General features: G+C 59.1%; 7 protein-coding genes, 1 rRNA gene and 4 pseudogenes. 4 read left to right on the forward strand and 8 right to left on the reverse strand.

What is annotated here, in order from left to right; all coding sequences use genetic code 11:
* Positions 1-51: 51 nt before the first annotated feature.
* Together H8F21_RS18730 and H8F21_RS18735 are read left to right on the forward strand one after the other, a co-directional pair.
* Positions 52-186: pseudogene (locus H8F21_RS18730) on the forward strand (LysR family transcriptional regulator); the annotation flags it as partial.
* Positions 187-216: 30 nt separating this feature from the next.
* A pseudogene (locus H8F21_RS18735) lies at positions 217-294 on the forward strand (bacteriocin immunity protein); the annotation flags it as partial.
* 162 nt (positions 295-456) lie between these two features.
* Here the strand turns inward: H8F21_RS18735 and H8F21_RS18740 are convergent.
* Positions 457-590 (reverse strand): annotated as a pseudogene (locus tag H8F21_RS18740) (IS66 family transposase); the annotation flags it as partial.
* A 57-nt stretch (positions 591-647) separates the two neighbouring features.
* Here H8F21_RS18740 and H8F21_RS18745 point away from each other — a divergent pair.
* Together H8F21_RS18745 and H8F21_RS18750 are read left to right on the forward strand one after the other, a co-directional pair.
* The gene (locus H8F21_RS18745) at positions 648-902 is read left to right on the forward strand and encodes a bacteriocin immunity protein (protein WP_203480344.1); all 255 of its coding nucleotides are present in this window, start codon (positions 648-650) and stop codon (positions 900-902) included.
* Positions 903-999: 97 nt separating this feature from the next.
* Positions 1,000-1,098: pseudogene (locus H8F21_RS18750) on the forward strand (LysR family transcriptional regulator); the annotation flags it as partial.
* Here the strand turns inward: H8F21_RS18750 and H8F21_RS18755 are convergent.
* The 7 genes from H8F21_RS18755 to rrf all read right to left on the reverse strand — a co-directional run.
* Complete coding sequence (locus H8F21_RS18755) at positions 1,095-1,595, reverse strand: OmpA family protein (RefSeq protein WP_203480341.1); 501 nt, start codon at positions 1,593-1,595, stop codon at positions 1,095-1,097. The pseudogene H8F21_RS18750 and the gene H8F21_RS18755 sit on opposite strands and share 4 nt — an antisense overlap.
* Positions 1,596-1,598: 3 nt before the next feature.
* Positions 1,599-2,870: a diguanylate cyclase domain-containing protein gene (locus H8F21_RS18760; protein ID WP_203480338.1), complete on the reverse strand. Its 1,272-nt coding sequence runs from the start codon at positions 2,868-2,870 to the stop codon at positions 1,599-1,601.
* Positions 2,867-3,442: a YfiR family protein gene (locus H8F21_RS18765; RefSeq protein WP_136478269.1), complete on the reverse strand. Its 576-nt coding sequence runs from the start codon at positions 3,440-3,442 to the stop codon at positions 2,867-2,869. The genes H8F21_RS18760 and H8F21_RS18765 overlap by 4 nt, the downstream gene beginning before the upstream one ends.
* 111 nt (positions 3,443-3,553) lie before the next feature.
* Positions 3,554-5,632 carry an exodeoxyribonuclease V subunit alpha gene (gene recD, locus H8F21_RS18770; protein WP_203480323.1) on the reverse strand — a complete coding sequence of 693 codons (2,079 nt, stop codon included), beginning with the start codon at positions 5,630-5,632 and terminating at the stop codon, positions 3,554-3,556.
* The gene (recB, locus tag H8F21_RS18775; RefSeq protein ID WP_203480312.1) at positions 5,629-9,309 is read right to left on the reverse strand and encodes an exodeoxyribonuclease V subunit beta; all 3,681 of its coding nucleotides are present in this window, start codon (positions 9,307-9,309) and stop codon (positions 5,629-5,631) included. The genes recD and recB overlap by 4 nt, the downstream gene beginning before the upstream one ends.
* The gene (recC, locus tag H8F21_RS18780; RefSeq protein ID WP_203480299.1) at positions 9,306-12,785 is read right to left on the reverse strand and encodes an exodeoxyribonuclease V subunit gamma; all 3,480 of its coding nucleotides are present in this window, start codon (positions 12,783-12,785) and stop codon (positions 9,306-9,308) included. Before recC ends, recB begins: the two co-directional genes overlap by 4 nt.
* Before the next feature lie 163 nt (positions 12,786-12,948).
* A 5S ribosomal RNA gene (gene rrf / locus H8F21_RS18785) occupies positions 12,949-13,051 on the reverse strand; the annotation flags it as partial.

The following is a 13,051-nucleotide window of genomic DNA, read 5'->3' on the forward strand; positions in this document are numbered from 1 at the left end:
CATGGTGGCTAACCCCTTGAATCTATTGGATTAACCCTTCCCTCTTTGTCGTTCTGGATGTACTGTCGCGAGGACTTGCGCAAGTTGAAGCGGATTACCCTGTTGTGGGATTACATCCGTGGGGTGACCGAGCGCAACGCGCCACTGTTGATGGGCGAGTCGCGCACGATGGGCTTCGCCGACTGATAGCTCTTCAATAAATCAGGTAGCGGTGCAGACAACTCCCCTAAAGGCGTGGCACAGATTGTGGAGGAATGGCGTGCTGCTCAGGGCCTGCCGGGATTCAAAGACTGACGAATGGATTGCGAGCGAGCGCATGGAACTCACTGAAAATTGGTAGAGCCTATGAGAAACACACTCTGCCATTGCGTCTGTAGTGATAGGACTTGGAAGCGGATTACCCTGTTGCGGGATTACATCCGCGGGGTGACGGAGCGCAACACGCCATTGCTGATGGGCGAGTCGCGGGACGCGGGGCAACGCCAACACATTATGCCTGTGTAATCGTCGGTCCTGACATACCCGCGATAGCGTTCCAGCAAGCGCAACGGTGCGTCGTGCGCACGGCTGGAGGTGTAATCAAACAACACGAACGTCGTAACCCCCAAACACCACATCGATATTTATAGAAACGGTTAACACTGATAATGAAAAAAGATATCAGCGACTGCACCGAAGACGAATTCATCAGCTTCATGCACAAGCTGCTGGCTGAAAACAAATCAGCAACTGATGACGTGTTAGATGTTCTGCTGGACCAATTTTGTGAAATTACCGGTCATCCAGATGGTACCGACCTCATTTACTACCCAGAAAATGGATCAAGCGGATCGGCGCAAGACGTCACGCGGGTGGTGAAGGAATGGCGTGCTGCTCAGGGCCTGCCGGGATTCAAAGACTGACGAATGGATTGTGAGCGAATGCATGGAACTCACTGAAAAATTCGTAGAGCCCATGAGAAACACGATCTGCCATTGCGTCTGTAGTGATAGGACTTAGAAGCGGATTACCCTGTTGCGGGATTACATCCGCGGGGTGACGGAGCGCAACACGCCATTGCTGATGGGCGAGTCGCGCACGATGGGCTTCGCCGATTAGTCGGAGGCGACGACGATGGCGACCCGGCGGTTCTCCATTCGGCCGGCGCGGGTGTCATTGCTGGCCACCGGTACTCGGCTGCCCAAGCCTCGGGTTTCGACGTTTTCCGCGCGCATGCCAATGGCCGTGAGCACGTTGGCCACGCTCTTGGCTCGACGCAGCGACAGTTGCTCGTTGTAGGCCGCCTTGCCGGAAGAATCGGTATGACCATCAACGCGCACGCGCTGGATGCCCACCGACAACAGCGACTTGCCAATACGCTCGACGATGGCTCGGCTCTCGCTGTTGAGTGAATCCAGGTCGCTACCGAACAGTACCTTGCCCGACAAGCCGAATTCCCAGCCTTCATCGGTCAATTGAAATCCTTGTTGCTTGAGCATGGCGATCTGCTCAGCGGTCAGGCCCTTAGGTGGTGTGCTCTGGCAGCCCGCCAGGGCCAGCAGCACCAGGGCCAGCCAGATAAAATGAGAACGTAGATATTGACTCAGGTGTGTCACGGTTCAGCTCCTGTTTTTTACTTGATTGGCAGAGTGCTCCGTCTCTGCCGTTTGCCACTGGCCTCGGGTGTTGCGTTTGGCCTGGTACATCGCCGCATCGGCGGCTTGAAGCAAGTCCGATGGCGTCAGACCATCATCCGGGAAGTAGGCAATACCGACGCTCAACGAGGTGACAATGCTTTGTCCTGTCGACAGGTGAATCGGCACATGCATGCTGGCAATGATCTTCTCGGCGATGCGCATGGCATCTTCACGACTGTGCAGCGGCGCCAGCAGCACGGCAAACTCGTCCCCGCCCAAACGGGCCACCAGGTCACTTTCGCGCAGTTGTGAGCGCACCCGGTTGGCAACACTCACCAGTACTTCATCGCCCGCGGCATGGCCATGGCTGTCATTGATGTCCTTGAAGTTGTCGCTGTCGAGAAACAGCAGCGCCATGTTCTCCTGGTATTTGCTGGCATTGCGCAACGTGCGGCTGAGCCGGCCTTCGAAAAAGGCTCGATTGGGCAAACCAGTGAGACTGTCGTGACTGGCCTTGTGCGCCAGGCTCCGATTCTCGCGCTGCAGATGGTTCTGCCAACTTTCCAGTTCGTCGAGCAGGGCATTGAAGTCGTTGCCTAACTCATTGAGTTCGGCAATCTGTGCTGACGGCACGCGGCGGTCGAAACTGCGCTCGCGGCGCGCAGCGTGGGCGACTGCGGCCAAGCTGCGCAAAGGCCCGACGATATCACCGAACATGCGCCGCGACAGGTACAAGGCCCCCACGACACTGAGCGCTGTGCAAAAAATGATGCCGGCCAAGCCACTGAGCAGGAAGCGCACCAAGCTCCCCCCCTGCCCGATCAATTCGATGCGTCCGACCTGCTGCCCCTGATGCATTACCGGCAAGGTGACCGGCTCATCCAGCAACATGTGCGCAACTTGTTGTTCCATCCGCGCCAGCAGGCTGTCGTCACTGCGATGCCAGCTCGCCATCAGTTGGTTGCTGTCATCGAACACCTTGACGTCGGCCAGTTCTTCCGTGGACGCGATCATGGCCAGGGCTTCATTGGCCGCGCTGCTGTCATTGAACACCACGGCGGCTTCGACCGTGTAGTTGATCGAGCGCGCGATCAAGTGCAGGTTGTGGTTGGCATATGACCGCAACGCCAGCACCCCCAGCAACGTCAGGGAAATACCTGCCAAGCCGACGGCCAGCAAGGCCACGCTCAAATGGCGACGCCCAAGCACCGCACGTAAGGTCGGACGCTGGTTTCCCCAGCCAAAACCGATCATGGATGTGCCGCCCGCCGACGCGACAATTGCAACACAGAGGGGTGGATGCGTACGCCGCTACGCGAGACTGAATCAAGATTGACGTCGAACGCCACCTGCTGGTCGCTAACACGCAGGCAAAACACACTGCCGACGGTGCAAAGGTCGTCGGCCTCACTGATGCTCAAGACCGGATGACCAGCAATGGCACTGAACAACTGGCGTCGTTCATCCTCGCTCATCTGGCCGAGATAAACCGCGTCGCATTCATTGGCAATGCGCGGATCCCCGGCCAGCAAGCGCCTCACCACCAATGCACGGCCTGTAGCCTGCGTTGTGCCCTTTACCAGGTCGTCGGTGTACTCGGTGGGGCCAACCAGACACAAACGCAGCTGCGTCGGCTCCACCGGCCAGCGCGCGTAGCTGAGTATGCCCAGCACTACCTGAGTTACGGCAGAAGCACGTTGCTCGGCCATACTTGAAGTCTGCGTTGATTCGGCGCAGGCCAGGGTGGCAAACAGCAAGGAAAAAGCGGCCACCAGCGAGCGCCCAGGACTCGTTACACGTCCCGATGTCGAGGCGGCCACTTTCATGAAGGAAATCTCAGAACGCTAGAAAATCATGTCGCAACGATAGCACAATGGCCATATTCCCAGTGAGGGAACGCCCTCCTGAAAATCCGCTGAAAGTCCGATTCACCCTGTTCATACCTGCTCCAGCATGAGTCCGGAGATACGTTTGACCTTACGACGCACTGCGTCTTCAAACACTCCCTGACGCGGCTCGATTAAAGTAAAACAGCTTTTTGCCCGGGTAATACCGGTGTAAATCAACTCCTTGGTCAACACCGGATTGAGAACATCGGGCAGCACCAGGGCAGTATGGTCGAACTCGGAGCCCTGGGATTTGTGCACGGTCATTGCGTACACGGTTTCCACATCGTTCAGACGACTAGGCAGTACAAACCGTACGCCGCCGCGGCCGTCATTTCGAGCAAAGGCTACCCGCAGCACCTGCTGACCAGGCTGTTGCTCATCCGGCAGGCGCAAGGCTATGCCGATGTCGCCATTCATCAAGCCGAGGCCATAGTCGTTGCGCGTCATGAGTACGGGGCGCCCCTCATACCAAGGCTGATCGACATCGATCAATCCGGCGGCACCCAATACCCGAGCAACACGCTGGTTCAACCCTTCGACGCCCCACGGCCCCTTACGAACGGCGCACAGCAGTTGGAACGTTTCAAATCCCTGCAACACCGCCATCGCCCAGGCTTCCCAGCGTGGGTCTAGCGCTGGCGTGGCCAGTGAAGGGCGCTGGCGTCCAATTGCCTGCAAATAGCTGCGATAGCCCTGCGGCCCATCGCTGCTACCCAGACCATCAAGCAGCAGACGGTCGAGGGCGCGGTCCTGTTCGCCGCGCAGGGTCAAACCGTACACATCATCTTGAGTTTGCTTGAGCAATGCCCGGGCCTGTTCAGCGTCTTGCAGATTGACCAGGCGTGCCAGCCGGCCAATACCACTGCTCTCACCAAAGCGTCGGGAAAAGCGCAACATCACCACCTGCTGCGCCAGTGGGAATTGCTCACGGCTGCCAGGTTGCAGTTCACTGCCCGCCAATGACTCACCACTGATCTGTTCAAGCCAGGCCTGAGTCTGGGGGCTGTAGCGTCCGGCCTCGGCATCGCGGCACAGATCGCCAAGCACGGCGCCGGCTTCCACCGATGCCAATTGATCCTTGTCGCCCAACAACACCAGACGGGCATGAGCGGGTAACGCGGCAAGCAGATTGGCCATCATTTCCAGATCGATCATCGAGGCTTCGTCGACCACCAATACATCCAATGGCAGAGGGTTGCCCGCGTGATGACGAAAATGCCGCGATCCGGGGCGACTGCCCAACAAGCGGTGCACGGTCGAGACATCGGTAGGGATGTTTTCCCGCACTTGGGCGTCAACCGCCAGACGCTCGACCTGTTGGCCAATCGACTCGGTCAAGCGCGCCGCCGCCTTGCCTGTAGGTGCTGCCAGCCGTATGCGCAGTGGTCGCCCGGCCTCTACCGCAGGCGCCTGAAGCAATGCGAGCAAACGCACGACAGTGGTGGTCTTACCGGTACCAGGACCGCCGGTGATGATGCTGAAGCCACCGCGTGTGGCCAAGGCGCAGGCCAGCTTTTGCCAGTCCACCTGCCCTGCCTGACTGCCCGTGGCAAATAACTGCGCCAAGCGCGCCGGCAAGTCGGATGGAATGGCTTCGACCTGTTCAAGACGCTGGCGCAAGGCACCGTCGATCTGTCGTTCATAGGTCCAGTAACGGCGCAAATACAAGCGCTGGCCGCTGAGCACCAAGGGCCGAGCGGCATCTTCCTTCCGTGCACCATTGGCAACCAGACGGCTACCGGCCAGACGCTGCAACCAGGTTGCCAAGGTCAGTTGCTCAAGCAATTGCGACGGTAGCAACAAGGGACCGGCCAGAGCATCCCCCTCCGGCGGCAACGACAGGGCGAAGTCAGGCTCGGCCAGCGTCTCGCCCAGGTCCAGGCAAACATGGCCATGCCCCAACTGGTGGCTGGCGAGCGCTGCGGCCAACAGGACCAGGGAATCCCCTTGCGGGTCCAACTCCTCGAGAAAACCGACAAAGGCCCGGTCCAGGGCGCGCAGCCAGCTGCGCTCAACCCAGCGATCAAGCAGCGCGAGCAGATCGGCACTGTCGTTCAATGGCTCAAGTGCCGCCAAATGCCGGGCATCCAGCGGTGTCGGCAGCAGATCATCGAGCGTACGGCTCATGGTGCATCTCCCAGGAACAGGTCATGTTGCTGCGGGTTACTGAGGCCGCGGAACAAGGCATCGAGGCGCTCGATCAATTCCCGGGGCGGTTTGACGAAATACACGCCACCGGTCGCCGAGTGCACGCCGCGCAAGAAGATGAACAGTGCACCGCCCACATGCCGGTCGTAATCGTAGTCCGGCAGCCTCGCACGCAACTGACGGTGCAAGGCCAGCAGATACAGCACATATTGAAGGTCGTAACGGTGACCTAGAATCGCCGATTCCATGGCCAACTCGCTGTAGGCAAGGTCATCGGGGCCCAGCCAGTTGGACTTGTAATCGGCCACATAGAAGCGCCCATCATGTTCGAAGGCCAAGTCGATAAAACCCTTGAACATGCCGTTGAGCTGGGCCGGCTGGGCGGCGACTCGGCTAGCACCCTGATGAGTGTGCTCACACACCAGGCGATCCAGTTGGCCGACGTCAACCTTGTGGCTGGCAAACCAGAACTCCATCTCGATCTGGTACTGGCTCAGCTGATTCAAGGCGACCATCGGGCTCGCCGGTTCCAGCGCCCTGGGCTGCAGCAACAATTGTTTCAGCCAATCGCTGAGGGTGTTGATCCAGCCCTCCCAGTCACGACGGTTGCAGCGCTGGCCGACCGTACGCTTGAGCGCTGCGTCGTTGGCCGTCACCTGCGCAAAGCCTTCGAGCCCTGCCCATTCGAGCAAGCCGTGAAGGAACGTCCCGGGATTCGGGCCACGCGGGAAGCGATGGATATCACCGCTGCCGGGCGCAACTTCGCGCAGCTGCTGCGGATCGGGTCGTTCGTCATCCAGTAGGTGCTGAGCCTGAGAGCTGTCTGCTGCCAGCGTCATCGCGTCCTCGCCTATTCGTAAGGCACTGTAGGAGGCAATCCACCAGTTTTCGGCAGCACGACGCTTGGGCTCACGTACGGGCAAAAGCTCGGAGTGATTGAGTGGCGCGCTATAGGCCTGCTCATCTGGCTCGGGCATGGCGCTGCAAGCAATCGCCGAACAGTCAGCTTGCAATGCCTGCAACCAGTCATTGAGTTGACTGGAGTTTGCCAGTGGGGCACCCCCGCCCAGCAGATAGCCCAGCGCCGAACGGTGTAGCAACGAAGTTTTGCCAGCGCCGCGCTTGAGGTCTGCAACACCTAGCCAGCACGCGTGCTGGGCACGGGTCAGGGCGACGTAGAGCAGACGCAGGTCTTCAGCCAGCCGCTCATCGTCGGCCAGGGCGATTTGCTCCGCGTCCGGGGTCAGGGTGAGATGCGCGTGCCCGTCGCTGTCGTGCCAGGCCAACGGCAAGCGCTGGCCATCTACCGGTTTGCTGGTACAGATGAACGGCAGAAATACCAGCGGGTACTCCAGCCCTTTGGACTTGTGGATTGTCACCACTTTGACCAGTTGCTCATCGCTTTCCAAACGCAAGATCTGATCTTCACCCGCCTGTCCGACGCTGGCCAAGTGCTCGCCCAGGTGGCGAATCAAAGCTTGCTCGCCATCCAGCTCCGTGGCCGCCTGCTGCAGCAACTCGGCCAGGTGCAACAGGTTGGTCAACACTCGCTCACCGTCACTGCGGGCAATCAACACCTGCGGTAGTTGGAAGTCATGCAGCAAACGTCGCAGCATCGGCAACACCCCCTGGGTTCGCCAGATCAGCCGGTACTGGCGGAACTGCATGACCCAGCGCTCCCACACTCGCTCGTTCTGGTTCAATTGCTCCAGATCCGCAAGCGGAAGATTCAACGTGATACTGGCCAGCGCAGCCTTCAGCAGGCGCTCGGCATCCGGCTCGGCACAGGCCTTGAGCCAGGACAACAGGTCCTGGGCTTCCTGCGCGGCGAACACCGAATCCTTGTCTGAGAGGTACACACTGCGTACATCGCGAGCGGCCAGTTCGGCCCGGATCAACTGCGCCTCGCGACCATCGCGCACCAGGATGGCGATGTCCGAAGGCAGGCAGCCACGCAGCGACTGGTCGGCCTGGAGAAATCCGCTACGCCCCTGCTGCCCACCGTTGAGCAGCGCAACGATCTGGCTGGCACAACTGACAGCCAATTGCTGCCGATAGACCGCGCCGGAAACGGGTTCCTCGCTGGGTAACTGCCACAGATTCAAAGCCGCTAGTGTTTGTCCATTAACCTGGAACTGTTCACTGCGACCTTGGGCCTTGACCTCGACAAAGGGCACTGGGTTGTCTTCGCCCTCGCGGAACAAAAAAGCGCCACGGCCACGTTCACTCAGTTCGGCGCGCATGAACACATGGTTGACAGCACCGACCATAGACGCACTGGAACGGTAATTGGTGTCCAGGCTATGCAAGCGGCCGGTGGTAGCACGACGGGCGCCCAGGTAGGTAAAGATATCGGCACCACGAAAGGCATAGATTGCCTGTTTAGGGTCACCGATCATGAACAAACCAGTATCGCGGACGTTGTCTTCGATACGGTAGATACGTTGGAAGATCCGGTACTGGACAGGGTCGGTGTCCTGAAACTCATCGATCAAGGCCACTGGGAACTGCTCGCGGATCAATCCCGCCAGACGCTCACCCGTGTCACCTTGCAAGGCGTGATCGAGGCGTACCAGCATGTCGTCGAAGCCCATCTCCGCTCGACGACGCTTTTCCTGCTCGAAGCGCGCGCCGACCCAGGCGGCAGCGTGTTCCAGCAAGCAGGCATCGGGAGTTGGCAACGCCGTGAGTTTTTCTTTCAGGCTTTCCATGGCCTGCAGTGCCGGATGACTCGGTGGCTCGCCCTTCCAGGCTTCGGCCATACCGATGCGTGTGAGGCGAGTGAAACCGGTGCCCAGGTCAAGTTCCAATGCCTGTTCGTCGGCAGCCCAACTGGCAAGCTTCTCACACCAGGGCTCGAAATAACGCGCCTGCATCTTGCGACCGTCGACTTGCTTGGCAGCCAGGCCGTCTCGACAAATCTGCAGCAACTCGCCGGACCACTGCACCCATGGAGCCTTAAGCTTGTGCAGTTGCTCTGCGCGCTGCTGCAACACCGCGTCGATCAATGCCTGCGGTTCTTCTGTGGTGTTCTCGATACGCTGGCGACCAAAAAGTGCACGCACCCGGGGCAGTAATGCATCGGGACTCACCCAGTTGCTCCGCACCCAGGCCAGCGCATCGCCTTGCATGCAGTAGCAAAAGCGCCGCCAGTAATCGCGCATGACCTGTCCGAGCAACTCGCTGTGGTCGGTTTCCAGGGTTTGGGTGAACAGGCTGCCGCTGTCGAACGCATGTTCGCGCAACATGCGCTGACACCAACTGTGAATGGTTGAGACTGCAGCCTCGTCCATCCACTGCGCGGCCACATCAAGACGATTGGCACATGCAGGCCACAGGTCTGCTTGATAGTCATCGCGTAGCAATTGCAGCAAGGGGTCGACTGCCGTCAACTCGCCGCGAAAGAAGCGCGCGGCTTCAGCCAGACGGGTACGAATTCGTTCACGCAGCTCCTTGGTAGCCGCATCGGTAAAGGTCACTACCAGAATTTGCGGTGGCAACAATTCGCGCCCGAACCCCTGCTCACCGCCATGGCCAAGCACCAGACGCAGGTACAGTGCTGAGATGGTAAATGTTTTGCCGGTACCGGCGCTGGCCTCGATCAGCTGACTGCCGTGCAGTGGGAACGTCAGTGCCAGTGGCGTGTTGCGACTCATTGAGCATTCTCCTCGTTGCCCAAGGTCTGCCAGGGCGCATCGAACATCGGCCGGTACAAGGCTTCGCACCAGCCCTCGAACTCTTCGCTTGCCGTCAGAGCCGTGAAGTCGGTGAACTGACGTGCCAATGCGGTGCTTTCACTGCGCTCTCCAAAACTGTTCTGGCCATCTCCCTCATACGCCTTGGCAGCAGCGACCAGGGCCTTTTCCGGATCGCCTTGGCCCAGCCAGGCAAAGGCTGTCTTGACTGCGATCGGTAGCGGTGCGCACATCCCGGCGTGGCGGGCGAGCAACAGATCACCAAGCACATCGCCAGCCCGAGCCTGTTCAATGGGCGCGAGCAACAACGTGATATCAGTCGCAACCACGGCACTGTGCAAACGCAGGCCTACAGCACAGGCGGCAAGGTGCATGACCCAGGTTGAGGTAAGCCGATGCCATTTGAGCGAACGGCCGCTGCTGATGCTATTGGGCAACGTGATGATGCTGAGCAAGGAGTTATCGTTGCCCTGGTACACCCGGCCCAGCCAGCCTTCGAGTTTGAGCTTGCGAAATTCGAAGCGGATCGGCAAAGCGCTGTCCAACGTAGTGGGCCACTGCCGCAGCAGTTGTTGGTGACGCTGCAAAAGATCTGGCAATGGTTCAATCAGCTCAGCTTGCAGGCTTTGACCGAAACCGGCCAATGGCAGCATGCCGTAGCCCTGCAGGCGACGCGCCTGACGCTCAAGTGCCTGGTCGACATCTTGCGGTGTAGCCAGCGCCGAGGCCAACAAGCTTTCACTTAAGCTGTAACGCTGCAATGCATCGAGGACAAAGGGCTCTTCATCTGCCAGCGGCGCTTGCAGCGACTCGAAAAAGACGTTCAAGCGCTGGCTGAAAAAGTGCCGTACAGGATGACGCAGGAAGTCCTGCAGCAAGGGCAGGCTCAGAGCTTCATCGTTTTCGTAAGGCAGCAGTTCGGCATCTGTAGTGGTCTGTCCCTCGCTTGTCATGTGCAACGCCTGCCACTCCCGAGCGTAACTGAACAGATTGCTACCTTTGTAAAAGTATCGGGCGCTGAAAGGCTGCAACGGGTGCTCAACGGTCAAGGCATGCAACAGCTGCTCGCCACCATCGAGTTTGCTCTCTTCCTTGGCCCCGAACAGGTGCCAACCTGCAGCAATATGATCGCGCAGTTGTCCGATCAGTACCGAGGCTGGTCGCTCACTGTTGTCACGGATGCTGCGTCCGACCCAGCTCACGTACAGCTGGTCTCGCGCAGAGAGTAAAGCCTCAAGCAACAGGTAGCGATCATCCTCTCGACGCGAACGGTCGCCGGGCCGGTAGTCACTGCCCATCAGGTCGAAATCCAGTGGCGGTTGCGCACGCGGATAATCACCGTCGTTCATACCGAGCAGACACACCACTTTGAATGGGATAGCACGCATAGGCATGAGCGTGCAGAAGTTCACCGAACCGGCCAGGAAACGTTGAGACAGGCGCCCTTGGTCGAGTCCGGCCAACCAGGCCTCGCGGACCACAGTCAACGGCAGCAAGTCTTCAAGGCCCACTGACTCACAGGTCTGCAACCAGGTCTCGCGCAGCGTCTGCAACTGCACCAGCAGGTAGTCGTCGTGCTCGGTTTCTGCCAGGAAGAACACCTGTAACAGCGCATGCAGGCGCTCGCCCCACTGTGCGGCAGTCGCAGGCTCGGACAACTGTTGATAGGCGATTTCCAGGGCATCGAGCAAGGCCACCAACGGGCCTATCAGCGCTGCATCCAGTCCACCGATTTCATCAAACGGCTCGATCCCTTCGCAGCCTTCACCGACGCCTACGGCATAGCCGAGCAACATGCGTCGCAAGCCGAACCGCCAACTGTTCTGCTCCAGCCCTGCGGGCAAGCCCAGGCTTTCTCGCTGCTCGGCATTCAAGCCCCAACGAATACCCGCGCCTTCAATCCAGCGATGCAGGGTCGGCAGGTCGCGTTCCTTGATGGCGAAACGGGCGCGCAGAGCCGGCACATCAAGCAAATCAAGAACCTCGCTGACTGCAAAGCGACTGTCCGGCAGTTTCAGCAGATGCTCCAAAGCGATCAGTAACGGGTCGCGACCGCGCTGGCCCTGATCGGTCAGGGTAAACGGAATGAACCGTGAGTCGTCACGGCCCAACTGACCGAACACCGCGCGTATATGTGGGGCGTAGGTGTTGATATCCGGCAGCATGACAATCACATCACGGGGACGCAGCGCGGGATCGGTGCTGAAACGTGCGAGTAGCTGATCATGAAGTATTTCTACTTCACGCTGTGGACTGTGAGCGATCTGAAAACGAACCGAGCGATCCTTGACCGGATTGACTGCCGGCCACAACTCGCGCGTCTCAGCCAAGGGCCGCAGTTCAAGGATGTCGTCCTGCAACTGATTAAGCAGGGTACGCGGCTGAGTCTCACTGAACAGGTCAATGCGCCCATCACTGAAAGCCGTGCGGTAACTCGCCGGATCATCATAGCTGTCCAGCAGATTGATGTAGTCCCGCCCCTGCTTGCCCCAGGCAGCGAGCAATGGGTGAGCATGCTGATGCAAGGATTGGGCATCGATCAAGTTGGGCATGCCCTGCTTGCGTTGCTGGCGCTTGTATTGGTGGCGCAGCAGATCTTTGTCAGCGACGATATCCGCCCAGTGGTGACGGCAGGGGTTATGCACGCAGAGCAGTACTTGGCTGAAGCGAGCCAGGCCAGCCAGGGCCTCCAGGGCTTGGGCTGGCAACGAAGAAATACCGAACACAATTACCCGAGAGGGCAGCCCCGCCGGCGATTGCTCAATGCTGTTGATGCGCTCGATAAAGCGCTGATGCACACCGGCGCGGCTTTGGGCCATGCCTTCTTCTCCGACATCGAGTAACAGCGCACGCCACAACTCGGCTTGCCAACAGTTGGCGGCCGGCAAAGGCTTGGTTTCACCCCGGGCAGTGTTCAACACATGCCGCCCGGCCGCCCAATCCTTTAACCAGTCGGCACGGTAGACCTGGTATTGGTCAAACAGGTCAGCCAAGCGTTCAGCCAGTTGATAGCGCTTGCGCAAGTCACTGTCGTCAGTAAGAAAGCGCTGCAGAGGTTCAAAGTGTGGCTTATCGATGACCTCGGGCAACAGGCGCATCAACCGCCAAGTCAGTGGGGCCTTGTCCAGCAGGGAAACTTCTGGAATTTCATCACGCCCAAGAACACGTCGGTACAGCTGCCACATGAAACTACCGGGTAGCTGCACCTCTATCGCTGCCGCAATTCCGCAGCCACCCAGGTCATCCTCCTCAGGATCTTCGGCCAAGGCCAGCTTGAGCCACTGGGCAATACCGTTGCTCTGCACCAGAACGATCTCGTTTTCCAAGGGCGCCAGCGGGTAGCGGCGCATCCAGCTCACTACCAGGCTGCGTAGCTCATCCAGGCGATTGCCGTGGACCACCATGAATCCTGGAAGGAGTGGGTTAACGTGCGGCATGGGACGTCCTTGAGGCAGTGCGGGCAGAGGGAAACCATATCATGGGCTTGGTCGTTTCATGCAGATGGCCTCTGCAATTGAACCGGTAGGAAGGGTGGCTTTATCGGTGCGGGAAAAGACAAAACCCCTACCTGCATGTGCAGATAGGGGTTTCGGAATTTAATCTTGACGATGACCTACTCTCACATGGGGAAACCCCACACTACCATCGGCGATGCATCGTTTCACTACTGAGTTCGGGATGGGATCAGGTGGTTCCAATGCTC

It is taken from the genome of Pseudomonas arcuscaelestis (genome assembly GCF_016881005.1).
In the GTDB taxonomy this organism is placed as follows: domain Bacteria; phylum Pseudomonadota; class Gammaproteobacteria; order Pseudomonadales; family Pseudomonadaceae; genus Aquipseudomonas; species Aquipseudomonas arcuscaelestis.

Bases quoted from the DNA above. Each gene is read 5' to 3' on its own strand.
- recB (WP_203480312.1), bottom strand. From the start codon at position 9,309: ATGAGTCGCAACACGCCACTGGCACTGACGTTCCCACTGCACGGCAGT.
- recD (WP_203480323.1), bottom strand. From the start codon at position 5,632: ATGAGCCGTACGCTCGATGATCTGCTGCCGACACCGCTGGATGCCCGG.
- H8F21_RS18760 (WP_203480338.1), bottom strand. From the start codon at position 2,870: ATGATCGGTTTTGGCTGGGGAAACCAGCGTCCGACCTTACGTGCGGTG.
- H8F21_RS18765 (WP_136478269.1), bottom strand. From the start codon at position 3,442: ATGAAAGTGGCCGCCTCGACATCGGGACGTGTAACGAGTCCTGGGCGC.
- H8F21_RS18745 (WP_203480344.1), top strand. From the start codon at position 648: ATGAAAAAAGATATCAGCGACTGCACCGAAGACGAATTCATCAGCTTC.
- recC (WP_203480299.1), bottom strand. From the start codon at position 12,785: ATGCCGCACGTTAACCCACTCCTTCCAGGATTCATGGTGGTCCACGGC.